Consider the following 17,936-nt stretch of genomic DNA (forward strand, 5'->3'; position numbering starts at 1 on the left):
TCCTTCTCTGGAGTGGCATGAATACAACGACGTCACAGGCAACAGCTCCTCTTCCCCGCCAGCGGATCGCCGTCATCGGCAGCGGCATCAGCGGCATGGCAGCGGCCTACTACCTCAGTCGTCACCACGAGGTGCATGTCTTCGAGTCGGCCGAGCGTCTCGGCGGCCACACTGCGACCATGGACGTGCAGACCGCCGATGGCAGCGAATGGGCCATCGATACCGGATTCATCGTCTTCAACGACCGCACCTATCCCCACTTCCAGCGCCTGCTGGAGCGTCTCGATGTCGCCTATCAGCCCACCGAGATGAGCTTCTCGGTACACACCACCGCCGAGGACTTCGAGTACAACGGCCATACGCTGATGTCGTTGTTCGCCCAGAAACGCAACCTGTTGCGCCCGCGCTTCTATCGACTGCTGCGTGACATCCTGCGCTTCAATCAGCAGGCCGCGGCGGACCTGGACAGCGGCAGGCTCGCCGAGGACGCGACCCTGGGCAGCTATCTCGACGCCAACGGCTACTCACAGGTGTTTCGTGAGCATTATCTGCTGCCGATGGGCGCGGCGATCTGGTCCGCCAGCATCGCGGACATCGAGCGCTTCCCGCTGCAGTTCTTCGTGCGCTTCTTCCGCCATCACGGCCTGCTGTCGATCAACGATCGTCCCCAGTGGTTCACGCTGATCGGTGGGTCACGCAGCTACATCGCCCCGCTGACCGAGGGCTATGCCGAGCGCATTCACCTCAACAGCGAGATCCGCCAGATACGGCGCGATGTCGACGGCGTGACACTGGAGCACGTCGATGGGCGCTGCGAACGCTTCGATCAGGTGGTGCTGGCCTGTCATGCGCCTCAGGCACTGGCTCTGCTGAAAGACGCCAGCGCCTGTGAGCAGGACGTGCTCTCGGCGATCACGACCCAGCGCAATGACGTGGTGATGCACACCGACACCTCCCTGCTGCCCAGGCGTCGTGAGGCCTGGGCGAGCTGGAACTACCGTCTCGATGGCCGGGATGACGCCCAGCGAGCCAGCGTCACCTACGACATGAACATCCTGCAGCGCCTCGATGAGCGCGACTATCCGCCTCGAGAGACCTTCTGCATCACGCTCAACGACAGCGATGCCATCGACCCCGCCCTCGTACTGGGCCGTTACGCCTATGATCACCCGCGCTTCACGCTTGAGGCCGAGGCCGCCAAGCAGCGCTTCATGGAGATCTCCGGTGTCTCGCCACGGCCTGGTGGCCCGGTGGGACGCACCCATTTCTGTGGTGCCTGGTGGCGCAACGGCTTCCATGAAGATGGCGTGTGGAGTGCATTGCGCGTCGCCGAGGCACTGGGTGCCCGCGAGGCAGACGATTGAAGGCGCCCGCCAGCCGTATCGGCTACGGCACGCTGCGCCATCGTCGCCATGCGCCGCGCCAGCATGCCTTTCGCTATCGCGTCGCGATGGCGTGGCTGGCGCTGGATGAGCTGCCGGACCTGATGGCAGGCCGGCGTCTGGCAAGCGCCAGCCGGGCGGCACCGCTGGCCTTTCGCGAGCGCGACCATCTCCCGGCAGCCCTGCACGGTCTGACGGATGGCCCATTGATCGAGCGTGTCCATGAGGCTTGTCGACGCGAGCTCGCCATGGCGGGCGATCATGCGCCCCTGCCGCAAGGCCGCATCTTCCTGCTGACCCAGCTGCGGCATTTCGGGGTGGGCTTCAATCCGATCCGACTCTATTACCTCTACCACGCGACGGGCCAGCTGGGCGCCGTGCTCGGTGAGGTGACCAACATTCCCTGGGGCGAGCGTGTGCTGTATGCCTCGCGCACCGATTCGCGACGGCGCATGCATTCGGCGCATTTCGACAAGCGCCTGCATGTCTCTCCCTTCATGCCGATGGGCATGCGCTATCACTGGCGCTTCAATGACCCCAGCAACGATGAGCTCCTGTTGCACATGGAAAATCATCCACTGGGCGAGGAAGTGACACGCAAGCCCGGGGAATCACTCTTCGATGCCAGCCTGAGCCTGCATCTGGAACCCGCGACTCCACGCGCCATGACCCGCCTGCTGCTGCGCTTTCCGTGGATGACACTCAAGACCGTGGCAGGCATCCATTACGAGGCGCTGCGTCTGGCGCTCAAGCGCGTGCCGATCTTCGATCATCCGCGCCCTCAGCCAGAGACTCGGCATCCGTCATGAGGACATCACCATGAGCCAGTTTGAACCCGTTCCCCCCAGTCCGGTGGCAATCCCCCGTCACGATGACCGCCTGACCCGCCTGCTGCGCCCTCGGCTGCTGCGCATGCTCGACAGACTCGAGGGCGGCAGCCTGACCGTGCTGGAAGGTCGTGAGCGCCATGTGCTGGGGCAAGGGGGGCCACGTGACATCACGCTGCGCATCCACGATTCGCGCGCCTGGCGGCGCATGGCACTGGGGGGCACCGTCGCGGCGGCGGAAGCCTACATGGACGGTCAGTGGGAGACGGATGATCTGGTGGGGCTGGTGCGTCTGTTCGCCTTCAATCTGGAACAGGTCAATGACTCGGTGGACAGCGGGACATCGCGCCTTTCCAAGTGGGCGCTGAGTGTCGCCTACGCGCTGGCGCGCAATACCCTGGCGGGCTCGAAGCGCAATATCTCGGCGCACTACGATCTTGGCAACGACCTCTTCGCGCTGTTCCTCGATCGCGAGCACCGCATGTACTCCGCGGCGGTCTTTCCGCATCCCGAGGCAGACCTCGAGGAAGCCTCGACGCACAAGCTGGAGCGACTGTTCGACCTGCTGGAGCTGGGGCCACAGCATCATCTGCTGGAGATCGGTACCGGCTGGGGCGGCCTTGCCATCCATGCTGTCCGAACGCGCGGCTGTCACGTGACCACCACTACCATCTCCGATGAGCAGCATGCCTACACGGCGGCACGCATCGCCGAGGAAGGACTGGAAGACCGCATCACGCTGCTCAAGCAGGATTATCGTGCCCTCGAGGGCCGCTTCGACCGTATCGTCTCGGTGGAGATGATCGAGGCGGTCGGGCATCAGTATCTGCCGACCTACCTGAAGACTCTCGAGCGACTCCTCAAGCCCGAAGGCCTGATCGCCCTGCAGGCCATCACGATCCGTGATCAGCGTTTCGCGGCCGCCAGCCGCGAGATGGATTTCATCAAGCGCTACATCTTCCCGGGCGGCTTCCTGCCCTCACATGGCGCCATACTGGGTGCCATGCAACGTGATACCCAGCTGAACCTGCTGACACTCGAGGATATCGGCCTGCATTACGCGGCCACGCTCAAGGCGTGGGGGCAGCGTTTCGAGGCACGCCTCGACGATGTCTATGCACAGGGGTATGACGAACGCTTCGTGCGGATGTGGCGCTACTACCTGGCCTACTGTGAAGGGGGCTTCCGGGAGCGCACCATCGGCACCTGTCAGCTGCTGCTGGGAGGCCCTGGCGCCCGCCCGGTGCAGATGGGACTCAAGGACTGGAACGCCTGAACGTGCTCTCTCCACGCATCACCCCACTGCTGAATGCCGGGCTGTTTCAGCTTGGCTGGTTCAGTTGCGTGCTGGGGGGCGCCTGGGTCGCACTGCTGGTCACCCCGCTCATTCTGGCCGCGCATCTGGGCTGGGTCGTCCCACAGGCCCGGCGCGTACGAGAGCTGCGATGGCTGGGGGGCTTTCTGGCACTGGGCATGGTGGTGGACGGCGGTCTGACCCTGGCCGGTGGCTACTCGCTGCCAGCCACCGCGCCGGACTGGACACACTGGCTGCCGCTGCCCGTGTGGATGTGGTGCCTGTGGCCGCTGTTCGCCAGTACCGTACATCATGCATTGCACTGGCTATGGCAGCGCCCATGGCTCGCCGCCATCGGCGGGGCGACAAGCGCGCCCCTGTCCTATTACGGCGGCGCTCAGCTCGCTGACGTCACGCTCGTCGATTGGCTGTTGCCGGCACAGGCCCTCATCTGGGGCGGGCTATGCCTGGCCATCTCGCGCTGGAAGCTGGCCCAGCCAGGCACATGATGTCCGTGCATCGAGGCGGCTTCAGGCCATGGCCATGGACAACTGGCCGGATTCATAGCCATTGAGACGCTCGATGACGTCCGCCGCCGGCGCGGGACGGGAGAAGTAGAAGCCCTGAATCCAGCCACAACCGTGCGATACCAGGTATTCACGCTGCTCTGCCGTCTCGACACCCTCCGCGATCATCTCCATGCCCAGCCCCTTGGCCATCGCCAATACCGCCATGGTGATGGCCGCATCGGAGCGCTCCCCCGGCAAGCTGCGAATGAAGGCCCGATCCAGCTTGAGCTTGTCCACTGGCAGATCCTTCAGATAGGACAGCGACGAATAACCGGTCCCGAAATCATCCACCGCGATCTGGTGGCCTCTGCTGCGCAGGGTCGCCAGCCGGCGCGAGATGTCACCGGCGCGCTCATCCAGCAACACCGACTCGGTCAACTCCAGGCCGATGCTGTCCGCCGGCACGTCATACTCCAGCAGCAGCGCGGCCAGCGAGGCCTCAAAATTGCCCTGTATCAGCTGCAGTGCCGAGACATTCACCCAGATGCACAGGCGGTGTCCCGCACGTCGCCAGTTCGCCTGCTGCTGCACGGCCTCGCGCAGCACCCAGTTGCCCAGTCGCAGCATCAGGCCATGGCGCTCGGCCAGCGGGACGAAGTCAGCAGGCGACACCGGCCCACGCAATGGATGCTGCCAGCGCAGCAGCGCCTCGACACTGCTCACCTTGCCGGTACTGGCCTGATGCTGACACTGGTAGTGCAGCTGCAACTGGCCATGGCTCTCGAGCGCTGCCCGTAGATCGTTGGCCAATCCCAGCTGGAGATCGGCACCGGAATCCAGTGCCGGCTGGAAGCGCATGTCGATATTGCGACCGTGGCGCTTGGCGGCGTAGAGCGCGCTTTCCAGGCGCTGCATCACCACTTCGGGATCACGCCCGTCCTCCGGTGCACGACAGCTGCCGATCGAGAGCGCCAGGTGGAGAATCTGATCGTCCACTTCCAGTGGCTGGGTCAGCGTCGAGCGCAGCTCTTCGATCCACTCACCGTGGTCTCCCCCCGCCGTGGTTCGCAGAATCACGAACTCGTCACCGCCGATGCGTCCTGCGACACCGCCGCGTGCCAGCTCCGTGAGGCGCCGCGCGAACAGCTTGAGCAGACGGTCTCCCCCCTCGGTGCCCAGCGAGTCGTTGATGCTCTTGAGGGCATCGATGTCGATCAGCGCCAGGTCCAGGGCTTCCCCGGCCCGCAAGCTGCCCAGACGACTCACCATCAGGTCACTCAGACGACGTCGATTGGGCAGGCCGGTCAGAGTGTCCTCCAGCCCGATGCGCTGCAGGTCTTCCTCCCGCGCCTTATGGCGCGAGATATCCGAGAACAGCGCGATGTGGAACACCTCTCCCGCGCGCTCCATGCGTCGCGCCCTTAGCCACTCAGGGTACTCATCGCCCTGCTTGCGCCGGTTCCAGACCTCGCCCTCCCAATAGCCATGCACCGCCAGGGCCTGCCAATAGCGGCGATAGAAGCCCTCGTCATGGCGGCCCGAGGACAGCAGGGAAGGGTTGCGCCCGATGATCTCCTCCGGCGCGTAGCCGGTGATCCGACTGAAGGCGGCATTCACCGCCAATACCTTGTTCTGACTATCACTGATCAGGAGTCCATCGCTGCTGAGGTGCACGGCCGCCTCCAGCAACTCACGCCGCAGATGCAGTCGGCGCATCAACCGCAGGATGTCCGCGCCTGCCAGGATGACCGGTATCAGCGCGCACAGTCGCAGTTCGAGGTCTGGCAGCCACGGCATCAGGCACAGGGCAATGACTCCCCCCCAGATGAGGGGGCGATTGAAGGAAGCATTCGGCCACATACCGGACCCTCGGTCGAGATGACGATATCCACTACACGGTTTCATCATGCAAATGGCCACTTCACAGCCAGGCTGGCCCGCGCACCAATGCTGCCCATTCTCCACGGAAATGTCATGCCAGCCCGCTGACACCCATCGTCTTATCGACTGGCACGCCAAAAGCTGAAGCAGATATTTGCACCGCCCCATGGTGCCCTTTAGTCTGCCCCCCACGTGCATTCAGTGGGGCCAGCCATTAGACTAGCCCCATTCGGGCGTTGTTACGCCCCGTACGGCATAACCATCCCGCTACTCGGAATGACTCAGTGACCAAGCAACACTCCTTTACTCGCGACGAGCTGCTGGCCTGCGGCCAGGGCGAACTCTTCGGCCCGGGCAATGCGCAACTGCCTGCTCCCAACATGCTGATGCTGGATCGCATCACTCACATCAGTGAGGAAGGCGGTAGCCACGGCAAGGGGCAGTTGATCGCTGAGCTCGATATCACTCCGGACCTGTGGTTCTTCGACTGCCACTTCCCGGGCGATCCGGTCATGCCGGGCTGCCTAGGCCTCGATGCCATGTGGCAACTGGTCGGATTCCACCTCGGCTGGCTTGGCAACCCGGGCCGCGGTCGTGCGCTGGGCTGCGGAGAAGTGAAATTCTCCGGTCAGGTCCTGCCGACCGCCAAGAAGGTGACCTACACCATCAACATCAAGCGGGTCATCACTCGCAAGCTGATCCTCGGCATCGCCGATGGCACAGTCACCGTTGATGGCCGCGACATCTATCAGGCCAACGACCTGCGCGTCGGTCTGTTCACCTCCACTGCGAACTTCTGAACGGGAGGCTCCCATGCGTAGAGTGGTAGTCACCGGGCTGGGCATTGTTTCCTGCCTGGGCAATGATCGCCAGCAGGTCCTGGAATCCCTCCAAGAGGGACGTTCCGGTATCCGCCGCAAAGAGGAATACGCCGAGCTTGGCTTCCGCAGCCAGGTCGCGGGCGTAGTCGACATCAACCTCGAAGACCATATCGATCGCAAGCAACTGCGTTTCATGGGAGATGCCGCGGCGTATGCCTACATCTCCATGGAGCAGGCGATCGCTGATTCCGGCCTGAGCCCGGAGCAGGTCTCCAACGAGCGTACCGGCCTGATCGCCGGTTCCGGTGGCGCATCTTCCGCCAACCAGGTCGAGGCCGCTGACATCATGCGCGCCAAGGGCCTGCGCCGCGTCGGACCGTACCGCGTCACCCGCACCATGGGCTCCACCGTCTCCGCGTGTCTGGCCACGCCGTTCAAGATCAAGGGCATCAACTACTCGATCTCCTCGGCCTGTGCGACATCGGCTCACTGCATCGGTAGCGCTGTCGAGCAGATCCAGCTGAACAAGCAGGACGTGGTCTTCGCTGGCGGCGGTGAAGAAGAACACTGGACACTGTCCTGCCTGTTCGATGCCATGGGCGCGCTCTCCACCAGTTACAACGACTCGCCGGAAACCGCGTCTCGTCCGTACGACACCACCCGTGACGGCTTCGTCATCGCTGGCGGTGGCGGCATGCTGGTCCTGGAAGAGCTGGAGCACGCCAAGGCACGTGGCGCCAAGATCTACGCCGAAGTGACAGGCTACGGCGCAACGTCAGACGGCCACGACATGGTGGCACCGTCCGGTGAAGGCGCCGCACGCTGCATGCGTCAGGCGATGGCAACCGTGAATGGCAAGATCGACTACATCAACACTCACGGCACCTCGACGCCAGTGGGTGATGTCGCCGAACTCAAGGCCATCCAGGAAGTCTTCGGTGCGGACAGCCCGGCGATGAGCTCCACCAAGTCGCTGACCGGCCACTCTCTGGGCGCCACTGGCGTGCAGGAAGCCATCTACTCGCTGCTGATGATGGAGAACGACTTCATTGCCGCCTCCGCCAACGTCAGCGAACTGGATGAACGCGCCGACGGCCTCGATATCGTCACCACTCGCCGTGATGGCGTGAAGATCGAGCGTGTGCTCTCCAACAGCTTCGGCTTCGGTGGCACCAACGCCTGTCTGATCCTGGAGCGCTTCCAGGACTGAGATCATGGATCTCTGACCGGTGATGCATGACACGAAAAGGCCGCCCCATGGGGCGGCCTTTTTGCTGATGCCGAGCTATCGGCTGGCTTTCACATCACTTCACCGCCCGACTTCCTCCAGTCGGAGCGCTCAGACGCCCACGCTGTCTGCCGGCGCCTTTTCCTCGAGTGGCGGACGTGGAGTGCGGGATATCCGCTGCAAGGTGTCTTCCACCCACCCCTCGACATCCGCGATCACCGCATCCGGCTTGCGGCCGGTGGTCTCGATCGCAGGCCCGAAGACGACATGCAGGGTGCCAGAACGCTTGATCCAGCTGTCATTGGGCCAGATCTCGCCTGCATTGTGGGCCACCGGGACGACCGGCACTCCAGCACGACAGGCAATCGCGGCACCTGACTTGTTGAATTTCTTGCGCGTCCCCGGTGCCAGGCGCGTCCCTTCCGGGAAGATCAGCACCGTGAAGCCATCCTTGAGCCGCTGCGTTCCCACGCTCAACACCTGCTTGAGCGCCTTGGCGGGCTGCTTGCGGTCCAGCGGAATCGGCTCAAGCAGCTTGAGACCCCAACCGAAGACGGGAATCTTGAGCAACTCCTGCTTGAGCACGGTGCACAGCGGCCGCTTGACCACCTGCAGATAGATGGTTTCCCACTCACTCTGGTGGTTGGAGAGCAGAACGCATGCCCCTTCGGGCAGCTGCTCACGCCCGCTGACCTCTACCCTGACGCCACAGGTGAGACGGAACCACCAGAGCACAAGGTGGTTGTAACTATGCAGAACGCGATAACGTGCCTTGAGCGGCAAGCAGGCTGCCACGGGTACCAGCACCAGGGCACTGAGCAGCAACGCCATGAAATAACCGAAGTAAAACAACACACTACGCAGTGCATTCACAGTAAAGATCTCCGCACGTCAGACATCCTCTTGAGGTGAGGTCACCGGGGTGCGCTGTGCCACCCAATCGTCCAGCAGGCGGGACAGCTCCAGCCGCCAGGGTTTCTGATGCACCCCGAAGGTCTCCAGCACTCGTCGACAGTTGAGCACTCGGCGCAGCGGAGTTCCCGAGTTGAGCGTCAACGCCTTGATCGGGCCGGGTGATACCTCCTCCCCGATCCCCTCGAGCCGAGTGATCAGCTGAGTCCGCACCACGCTGATGAAGGCGTAACTGCTGACAGGCTCGGTACCCGCCAGATGATAGGCGCCCCAGGAACCCGCACCGCAACGTTGCTGTTGCAGCATGCCGACCAGCGCCATGGCCACGGCGTCGACACTGGTCGGGCACAGGATGACGTCTTCCGCAGCGCGGACTTCCTGACCCGCGAGCAACGACTCGATCAGCGTCGGCAGCCAGGCATCACGGCCATCGGGGCCGAACAACGGCCCGAGACGCACGATCAGATGGCTCGGCAATTCGGCGCGGATACGGTCGCCCGTGGCGATGACCCGACGCAATGCCGTATCGATGGGGGACGGCACCTCTTCCTCATCGAGCAAGCCTTCCCCGCCCTGCTCGAACATCTGGTCCGCCACGCACCATACCAGCGGCGTGTCTGTCTCGACACAGGCCGCCAGCACGGCTTCCACGTGCTCGGCATGCGCCGTGACGTCTGCCGGTGCCGAGTCCGCAGGACTGACGAAGGGAGGCACGATCACCACATCCGCGCGATGCGAGCGAATATCACTGGCGTCGATACGCACGGCATCGAGCACTTGAAGCTCGAGATCCGTACGGGTGTTGGCCACTCGGGCCAGGCCGAGGCTCAGGCAATGCCCGGCATCCAGCAGCAAGAGTTTCACAGGCACACTCCGGCAAACAGACGCATCGGCACGAAGCGTGCCGATGCAAAGGCGACATTCTATCAACCTTGCAGGCTGGCTGCAGGCCCGTTGTCGCGCCGGGGACCAGAAGTGAGCAGCACCCCTCCCAGCGGCTGGGGGCGACCGATACCATAGCCCTGAACGAGATCGACACCGATCTGCTCAAGTGCCGGCAGCAAGTCACGTCGCTCCACGTATTCGGCGATGGTGACGATGCCCATCTGGGCACAGATGCGGCAGATGGCCGAGACGATGGCAGCGTCCAGGCTGTCACGGGTCAGATTGCGCACGAAGGCGCCATCGATCTTGAGCTGATTGACGGGCAACTCCTTGAGATAGGCGAAAGAGGACATTCCGCTGCCGAAATCGTCCAGCGAGAAGCTGCAGCCAAGGCGACGAATGCCACGAATGAATTCGCGTGCTTGCGCCAGATTGCTGATGGCGGCCGTCTCGGTGATCTCGAAGCACAATCGCTCAGGCGCCACGCCACTCTCCTCGATCATGGTGATCAGCTGATCGCGCAATGGCATGTCACTCAGGCTTTGCCCCGAGAGATTGATGGCCAGGATGGCGTCTTCTTCAATGCGCCCATCATTGGATTTCAGTACCTGCAGCGCTTCAGTGACGACCCAGACATCAATGGCAGGCATCAGCCCGAAACGCTCGGCAGTGCCCATGAAGTGGGCCGGGGTCATATGCTCGCCCTCGGCATTGACGTAGCGCAGCAATACTTCGTAGTAAGGCCCACTGGACGGGCGGCACAACGATTCAATCGGCTGGATATAGAGCGTGAAGAAGCGTTTCTCCAGCGCTTCCTGCAACAGAGGCAACCATTGGAGCTCGCGCTGGGCACGCTCGAGCCCGGCATCTTCCTCGTGATAGGCATGCACCTGGTTGCGACCATTCTGCTTGGCCATGTAACAGGCCGCGTCGGCCTGACGCAGCACTTCCGTGGCCGGTGCACTCCCCGTGATGGACGCAAGGCCGATGCTGACACCCAGCTGGAACTGACGCCCATCCTCGAGATAACGATAATCCGCGATGGTCGAGCAGAGTCTCGAGGCGCGCTCCAGTGCCTGTTCACGATTGCATCGGTAGAGGATGACCGCGAATTCATCGCCTCCCAGACGGGCGAGCACATCAGAATCCCGGATCTGCTCGCGCATCAGATGCGCAATCTCGCGCAGCACGGTATCCCCCGCTGCATGACCGCAGGTGTCGTTGATGACCTTGAAGAAGTCGAGATCCAGATACAGCAATTGATGCAGATCGCCGTCTTCCAGCGAGGCCCCCAGAGCATCATCGAAGGCACTGCGGTTCTGCAGCCCCGTCAGGCTGTCATGATGGGCCTGGAAATCGAGCCGACGAATCATCGCCTGGCGATAACTGATGTCACGGAAGACCAGCACGGCACCTTCCACCTCATCATTGCGAGCGCGGACCGGAGACGCCTTGAGCTCTATCGCACACTCACTGCCATCCCTGGCGACCAGCAGGGTCTGGTTCGCCATGTGCACGACCTCCCCGCGGCTGAGCACGACATCCAGGTGGGTATCCATCATGTGGAGGGAGCCCTCATGGCGCAATTGCAGAATGCGCGCCCAGGGGCGGCCCCGGGCCAGCGCGGGATCCCAGCCACACAATTCTGCCGCGATGGGATTGATGTGGCGGATCATTCCCTCCCGATCAAGGCTGATCACCCCTTCATCGATGGAATCCAGCATCACGGTCACCTGATCCCGTTCGTGACGCAATTCCCGGGTGCGGTACTCCAGCAGACCGCTCAACCGCGCCCGATAGTGTCGACTGCGCCGTACACGACTTTCTGCCTTCAGCGCCAGCAACGTCAGTCCCAGCACGGCCAGTGAGGCAACCCCGAGTATCACTGCCAGCCAGACATGCTGCCCTCCCCCCGAACGAAGCGGGGGAGCCGGCATCACCGAGTCGGGCACCACTTCCATCGCCGCCATGCCCAGATAGTGCATCCCTGCGATCGCTCCCCCCATCAGTAACGCAGCAAGGGCCTGATAACTGCGACGCGGGCGGCGTTGATGCAGAAAGAGCCCTCCAAGCCACAGCGCAGCCGTCGAGGCGATGACGGCCACCAGAATCGACAGTCCCAACAACGGGGCATCGTAGCGATACGCCATCGGCATCTGCATCGCCGCCATGCCGAGATAGTGCATCGAAGCGATCCCGCCCCCCATCACCGCTCCGCTGCCAAACAGCCATGACAGCGTCAAGCGCGACAGCGTGTTGGCCCACAGCGCCAGTCCGGAAGAGAGCACGGCCACCATCATCGAGAGTAGCGTCAAGCCCCACTCATAGGTGACCGACGTACCGATGTCATAGGCCAGCATGCCGATGAAATGCATTGACCAGATGCCCAGGCCCATCGCCAGAGCCCCACCCAGCAGCCACCCCAGGCGACTGGCACGCGACACCGACAGCGCGACCTGCCGAATCAGCTGCAAGGCAGCATGAGATGCCAGTACCGCGACCAGAATGGAAAGCAATACCAGTGAGGGGGAATAGCTACCATGCATGAATGACCTCAATCATCGGGGGCCTGCCAAGGGGAACGAGCTGAAAGTGGACATACACTTGAAACGATAGTTTACCTGCAAGGTACGGAACTGCCTGATTTTTTCCTCCACGCTCAGTGTCCTCAAGTGAGACGACAGCGTAATGGCCCGATCATCGGACTCGGGGCATACCCCCTTACGCTCGCAGAGCGACTTTGGATGTATCGGCCGATATCCTGGCAGATGGAGGGGGATGCCTGAAAACCTCCCCGCCCTCTCACGCAGTACCCTCGATACCTCGAGAGGTTTCCTTTGCCTCCAGAAACGAAAAACCCCCGCAGAGCGGGGGTTCGAGGCAATATGGATGACCATGGAGCTGATGATCAGAACGGAATCTCATCATCGAAATCGTCAAAGCTGCCAGCCGGCGGCGCGCCGAAATTGTTGTTCTGCGAGTTCTGCTGAGGAGGCTGGTGAGCGGGCTGCTGAGCCGGAGGCGGAGTGTGCGGCGCCGGCGGCTGACCACCGAAGTTGCCACCCTGCTGCGGTGCCGGCGGCTGGCCGCCGAACTGGCCACCCTGCTGCGGAGCTGCCGCGGCCTGCTGCTGACCACCATACTGACCACCTTGCTGAGGTGCCTGCTGGGGACGACCGCCGCCACTGAAGCCGCCACCGCCGCCGCCTTCACCACGGGTATCCAGCATCTGCATGTCATTGGCGACGATTTCGGTGCTGTAGCGGTCGTTGCCGTTCTGATCCTGCCACTTGCGCGTCTGCAGACGACCTTCGATATAGAGGCGTGAGCCTTTCTTGACGTATTGCTGAGCGATTTCCGCCAGCTTGTTGAACATCACCACACGGTGCCATTCGGTACGTTCCTGACGCTGACCGCTCTGACGGTCATTCCAGGTATCCGTGGTGGCGAGGTTGAGGTTGCACACCGCACTACCGGACGGAGTGAAACGGACTTCCGGATCCTGACCGAGATTACCGATCAGAATGACCTTGTTTACGCCGCGAGCCATGAAGATTACTCCTGAAAATAGACCGGTGCACATCAGGCACCGGCGAAGGTATCGAGTGCACTGACAGTGATCTGCCAGTGTCAAGGTTCAGCTGGCAGGTGCCTCGGCACCTGCCGGAGTTTCGCCATCACGCTGACGAGTGAAAGTCGCCAGCGCCTTGTCATCCAGTGTATCGCGTGTGACCTTCAGATAGGCGACCTGTTCCTCACGCACGACCAGAGCTTCTTCCACGCCGGCAATGGCCAGCAGGCGCGTCTGCAACTCGACGGCCGGAAGCCTCGCGGCTTCTGGCGACAGGCCGACCACTTCACTGCCAAGATGTCGCGGCGGCTGCATGTTCCAGACCACAGCCAGCCACAGCAGCGCCAGCAACCCCATGCCGAAGAAGACGCCACTCAGCCCGAAATGGCCCGTCAGCCAGCCGCCGCCGACACCCCCCACGAAGGCACCGAGGAACTGGCTGGTCGAATACACCCCCATCGCGGTGCCCTTGGCACCGGCCGGCGCCAGCTTGGAGATCATCGACGGCAAGGTGGCTTCCAGCAGATTGAAGGCCACGAAGAACAGCCACAGCAGGCCAAGGAAGGGCACGAGACCTGCGTGCTCGATGCCATCCACCCCCAGCAGCAACAGGCTTGTCGCGATGGTCGCCACGGCGCCCAGGAAGACCGGCTTCATGCGGCGGTACTTCTCGGCCACGATGACCAGCGGAAGCATGGCGACAAACGCCAGGCCCATCAAGGGCAGATAGACCCAGCCATGATGGGCGGGCGCGATGCCGAAGTTGACCAGCTGCTGCGGAATGGCCACGAAACAGGCCGTGAGGATCATGTGCAGCGCAAAGATCGACACATCCATGCGCAACAATGCGGAATTCGCAAGAATGCCCTTGAGCTGGCGACGATCAAGCCCCACATCTTGATGCTGACGCCTGGGTGCGGCAGGCACCAGTTTCCAGAGTACGAACACGCTCGCCACGGCCATGATGGCCGTCAGCCAGAAGACGCCCGAAAGTCCGAACGCATCCGCGGTCAGGGGTCCCGCGACCATCGCCAGCGCGAAGGCGACGCCGATCGACATGCCGATGGAGGCCATCGCCATGGTGCGCACCTCCTCTCGCGTCTGATCGGCCAGCAGCGCCATGATCGCACCTGCCACGGCACCGCTGCCCTGCAGGCAACGACCAAGGATGATCATCTCGATGCTGTCGGCATTTGCCGCGACCAACGAGCCAAGGATGAATAGCCCGAGTCCGAAGCCGATCACGGCCTTGCGCCCGAGGCGATCGGACAACCAGCCGAAGGGGATCTGCAGCAGTGCCTGGGTCAGGCCATACCCGCCCAACGCGACGCCGACCAGCGTCGGCGTCGCGCCAGCCAGATCACGGGTGTAGAGCGCCAGCACCGGCAACACCATGAACAGCCCGAGCATGCGGGTGGCATACAGGCTGGCAAGGCCGACGATGGCGCGACGTTCCGGCGCTAGCAGTCGAGAGGTCTTCATGGATGGCGGCGGGCTCCGGAGCAGGACAGTCAAGAAAGGGAGGCCGACCACGCGGGTCGCCAGAGAGTAGACTCCATGGGTGCTGATCACCGATGGACTGCACATTCTAAGGCTCGCCTGTCGGCTTTGAAAGCATGCAGCCTTTGCCGGGCGTTTCGCCCGCGCCTTATAATCGTTGCTTTTATCGACGCAGCCCGAGGTGGCAATGGACAGGATTCAGGTCAGGGGTGCGCGCACCCACAACCTCAAGAACATCGATGTCGAACTGCCGCGTGACAAGCTGATCGTGGTGACCGGGCTCTCCGGTTCCGGCAAGTCGTCACTTGCCTTTGACACACTCTATGCCGAGGGACAGCGGCGCTACGTCGAATCACTGTCCACCTATGCTCGCCAGTTTCTGTCGATGATGGAAAAACCGGACATCGACCACATCGAGGGTCTGTCACCGGCGATTTCCATCGAACAGAAATCGACATCGCACAACCCCCGCTCCACCGTCGGTACCATTACCGAGATCTACGACTACCTGCGCCTTCTGTACGCTCGCGCCGGTACGCCGCGTTGCCCGGACCACGACATCGATCTGGAAGCCCAGACCATCTCGCAGATGGTCGATCAGGCGCTGGCCCTGCCCGAGGGCAGCAAACTGATGCTGCTGGCACCGGTAGTCAGCGGGCGCAAGGGCGAGCACCTGCAACTGCTTTCCGAGCTGCGCGCCCAGGGCTTCGTCCGCGCGCGTATCGATGGCCTCATCGTCGAGCTGGATGACCTCAAGCCGCTGGAGAAGAACAAGAAGCATGATATCGACGTCGTCGTCGATCGCTTCAAGGTGCGCGAGGACCTCAAGCAGCGTCTGGCCGAGTCCTTCGAGACCGCACTGAACCTGGCCGATGGCAGCGCCCGGCTGCACTTCATGGACGGCGAACAGGAAGACCTGGTGTTCTCCTCGCGCTTCGCCTGCCCGGTGTGTGGCTATGCCCTGGCCGAGCTGGAGCCACGCCTGTTCTCCTTCAACAACCCGGCTGGCGCCTGCCCGACCTGTGACGGTCTCGGGGTGAAGCAATACTTCGACCCGGAGAAGCTGATCAGCCATCCGGAGCTGTCGCTGGCCGAGGGCGTGATCAAGGGCTGGGACCGTCGCAGCGTCTATTACTTCAGCCAGCTGCAGGCCGTCGCCGAGCACTATGGTTTCGCTCTGGAAGCCGCCTGGGAATCGCTCAGTGATGAGGCGCGTGATGCCGTGCTCAATGGCAGCGGACGTGAGGACATCGCGTTCAGCTACGTCAATGACCGCGGCCGCAAGGTGACGCGCGAGCATCCCTTCGAGGGCGTACTGCCCAACATGGAGCGGCGCTACCGTGAGACCGAATCCAACATGGTGCGCGAGGATCTCGCCCGCTATCTGGCCGTTCAACCCTGCCCGAGCTGCGATGGCTCGCGTCTGCGCCGCGAGGCACGCAATGTCTACGTCGACAATCGCACCCTCGCCGAGGTCGTGCGCCAGCCGATCGGCGAAGCGTGGGAAGAGTTCGGCAAGCTGAGCCTGCCGGGACGCAAGGGCGAGATCGCTGCCAAGATCGTCAACGAGATCCAGGCGCGCCTCGAGTTCCTCGTCAATGTCGGCCTCGACTATCTGACGCTGGAGCGCAGCGCCGACACCCTTTCCGGGGGTGAGGCACAGCGCATCCGTCTTGCCAGCCAGATCGGCGCCGGCCTGGTCGGCGTGATGTACATCCTCGATGAGCCCTCCATCGGCCTGCATCAGCGTGACAATGATCGCCTGCTCAAGACACTGATTCACCTGCGTGATCTGGGCAACACCGTGATCGTGGTCGAGCATGATGAAGATGCCATCCGTGCCGCGGACCACGTACTCGATATCGGCCCAGGCGCCGGCGTGCACGGCGGCGAGATCGTCGCCCAGGGCACCCCGGCGCAGATCGAGGCGACGCCCGGCTCATTGACCGGACAGTACCTGAGTGGCGAGCGTGAGATCGCCGTGCCGCCCTATCGCCTGCCTGCCAATCCCGAAAAGGTGCTGCGCCTGACAGGTGCCACCGGCAACAACCTGCAGAATGTGACGCTGACGCTGCCGACAGGCCTGCTGACCTGCATCACCGGCGTCTCCGGCTCAGGCAAGTCGACACTGATCAACGCCACGCTGATGCCGCTGGCCGCACGTGAGCTCAATCGTGCGACCACGCTGACCCCGGCGCCCTACGGCAAGATCGAGGGGCTGGATCTGTTCGACAAGATGGTGGACATCGATCAGAGCCCCATCGGGCGTACACCTCGCTCCAACCCCGCCACCTATACCGGGATCTTCACGCCGATCCGCGAGCTGTTCTCCGGGACCCAGGAAGCGCGCGCGCGCGGCTACAAGCCGGGCCGCTTCAGCTTCAACGTCAAGGGTGGGCGCTGCGAAGCCTGTCAGGGCGACGGCCTGATCAAGGTCGAGATGCACTTCCTGCCTGACATGTACGTGCCCTGCGATGTCTGCAAGGGCAAGCGCTACAACCGTGAGACGCTCGAGGTCCAGTACAAGGGCAAGAACATCCATGAAGTGCTGGAGATGACCATCGAGGAGGCACTGGAGTTCTTCTCGCCGGTGCCCGCCATCGCGCGTCGACTGCAGACACTGATGGATGTCGGCCTGTCCTACGTTCGCCTCGGCCAGAGCGCGACCACGCTCTCCGGCGGGGAAGCCCAGCGCGTCAAGCTGGCGCGCGAGCTGGCCAAGCGCGATACCGGCAAGACGCTCTACATTCTCGATGAGCCGACCACCGGCCTGCACTTCGAGGATATCCGACAACTGCTGGTGGTCCTGCACCGCCTGCGCGATCACGGCAACACCGTCGTCGTCATCGAGCACAACCTGGATGTGATCAAGACCGCTGACTGGTTGATCGATCTGGGGCCGGAAGGCGGCTCAGGCGGGGGCCAGATCATCGCCGAGGGGACACCGGAGCAACTGGCAACGCAGGAGGTCTCGCATACCGGTCGCTTCTTGGCACCGCTGCTGAAGCGCCAGAGAGCCTCCAACGCCAAGACAGGCGCTCAAGACACGTCAGCGGACAGCAAGCCGTCCAATGGCGGGAAGCCCGGCAGCAAGAAGAAGGCAGAAACCAGCAACTGACCTTCGTC

At 63.0% G+C, this 17,936-nt stretch carries 13 protein-coding genes; 7 read left to right on the plus strand and 6 right to left on the minus strand.

Going from position 1 to position 17,936, the window contains the following annotated elements; genetic code table 11:
• Positions 1–17 precede the first annotated feature (17 nt).
• From AC26AR_RS15910 to AC26AR_RS15925, 4 genes are read left to right on the plus strand one after another with little or no spacing between them, the layout of a single operon-like run.
• On the plus strand, positions 18–1,364 hold the full coding sequence (locus tag AC26AR_RS15910) for an NAD(P)/FAD-dependent oxidoreductase (protein ID WP_488107321.1): 1,347 nt from the start codon (positions 18–20) through the stop codon (positions 1,362–1,364).
• Positions 1,361–2,191, plus strand: a complete 831-nt coding sequence (locus tag AC26AR_RS15915; protein ID WP_077373383.1) for a DUF1365 domain-containing protein — start codon at positions 1,361–1,363, stop codon at positions 2,189–2,191. The genes AC26AR_RS15910 and AC26AR_RS15915 overlap by 4 nt, the downstream gene beginning before the upstream one ends.
• A gap of 10 nt (positions 2,192–2,201) precedes the next feature.
• The gene (locus AC26AR_RS15920) at positions 2,202–3,485 is read left to right on the plus strand and encodes a class I SAM-dependent methyltransferase (RefSeq protein WP_488107322.1); all 1,284 of its coding nucleotides are present in this window, start codon (positions 2,202–2,204) and stop codon (positions 3,483–3,485) included.
• 2 nt (positions 3,486–3,487) lie between these two features.
• Complete coding sequence (locus AC26AR_RS15925; protein ID WP_488107323.1) at positions 3,488–4,012, plus strand: DUF2878 domain-containing protein; 525 nt, start codon at positions 3,488–3,490, stop codon at positions 4,010–4,012.
• Between the two features lie 21 nt (positions 4,013–4,033).
• Here AC26AR_RS15925 and AC26AR_RS15930 read toward each other — a convergent pair whose 3' ends face one another.
• Positions 4,034–5,872 (minus strand): putative bifunctional diguanylate cyclase/phosphodiesterase, encoded by a 1,839-nt coding sequence (locus tag AC26AR_RS15930; protein ID WP_488107324.1) that lies wholly within the window; start codon positions 5,870–5,872, stop codon positions 4,034–4,036.
• 305 nt (positions 5,873–6,177) lie between these two features.
• Here AC26AR_RS15930 and fabA point away from each other — a divergent pair, with 305 nt between their 5' ends.
• Together fabA and fabB are read left to right on the plus strand one after the other, a co-directional pair.
• A complete protein-coding gene (gene fabA / locus AC26AR_RS15935; RefSeq protein WP_077373372.1) occupies positions 6,178–6,693 on the plus strand; it encodes a 3-hydroxyacyl-[acyl-carrier-protein] dehydratase FabA in 516 nt (171 codons plus the stop codon).
• A gap of 13 nt (positions 6,694–6,706) precedes the next feature.
• Positions 6,707–7,924: a beta-ketoacyl-ACP synthase I gene (gene fabB, locus AC26AR_RS15940; RefSeq protein ID WP_077373369.1), complete on the plus strand. Its 1,218-nt coding sequence runs from the start codon at positions 6,707–6,709 to the stop codon at positions 7,922–7,924.
• A gap of 129 nt (positions 7,925–8,053) precedes the next feature.
• Here fabB and AC26AR_RS15945 read toward each other — a convergent pair whose 3' ends face one another.
• The 5 genes from AC26AR_RS15945 to AC26AR_RS15965 all read right to left on the minus strand — a co-directional run bounded on the left by AC26AR_RS15945 (position 8,054) and on the right by AC26AR_RS15965 (position 14,792).
• Positions 8,054–8,815, minus strand: coding sequence for a lysophospholipid acyltransferase family protein (locus AC26AR_RS15945; RefSeq protein WP_240499633.1), 762 nt, complete (start codon positions 8,813–8,815; stop codon positions 8,054–8,056).
• An 18-nt stretch (positions 8,816–8,833) separates the two neighbouring features.
• Positions 8,834–9,718 carry a sugar nucleotide-binding protein gene (locus AC26AR_RS15950; RefSeq protein WP_077373366.1) on the minus strand — a complete coding sequence of 295 codons (885 nt, stop codon included), beginning with the start codon at positions 9,716–9,718 and terminating at the stop codon, positions 8,834–8,836.
• A 62-nt stretch (positions 9,719–9,780) separates the two neighbouring features.
• Positions 9,781–12,285 carry an EAL domain-containing protein gene (locus tag AC26AR_RS15955; RefSeq protein WP_488107325.1) on the minus strand — a complete coding sequence of 835 codons (2,505 nt, stop codon included), beginning with the start codon at positions 12,283–12,285 and terminating at the stop codon, positions 9,781–9,783.
• A 362-nt stretch (positions 12,286–12,647) separates the two neighbouring features.
• On the minus strand, positions 12,648–13,289 hold the full coding sequence (locus AC26AR_RS15960; protein ID WP_077373360.1) for a single-stranded DNA-binding protein: 642 nt from the start codon (positions 13,287–13,289) through the stop codon (positions 12,648–12,650).
• Positions 13,290–13,376: 87 nt separating this feature from the next.
• On the minus strand, positions 13,377–14,792 hold the full coding sequence (locus tag AC26AR_RS15965) for an MFS transporter (RefSeq protein WP_084207746.1): 1,416 nt from the start codon (positions 14,790–14,792) through the stop codon (positions 13,377–13,379).
• Positions 14,793–14,997: 205 nt separating this feature from the next.
• Here AC26AR_RS15965 and uvrA point away from each other — a divergent pair, with 205 nt between their 5' ends.
• Positions 14,998–17,928, plus strand: coding sequence for an excinuclease ABC subunit UvrA (gene uvrA, locus AC26AR_RS15970; protein WP_136939721.1), 2,931 nt, complete (start codon positions 14,998–15,000; stop codon positions 17,926–17,928).
• The last annotated feature ends 8 nt before the right edge of the window (positions 17,929–17,936 follow it).

The sequence above is a fragment of the Cobetia sp. PS-4MA genome, from assembly GCF_057670765.1.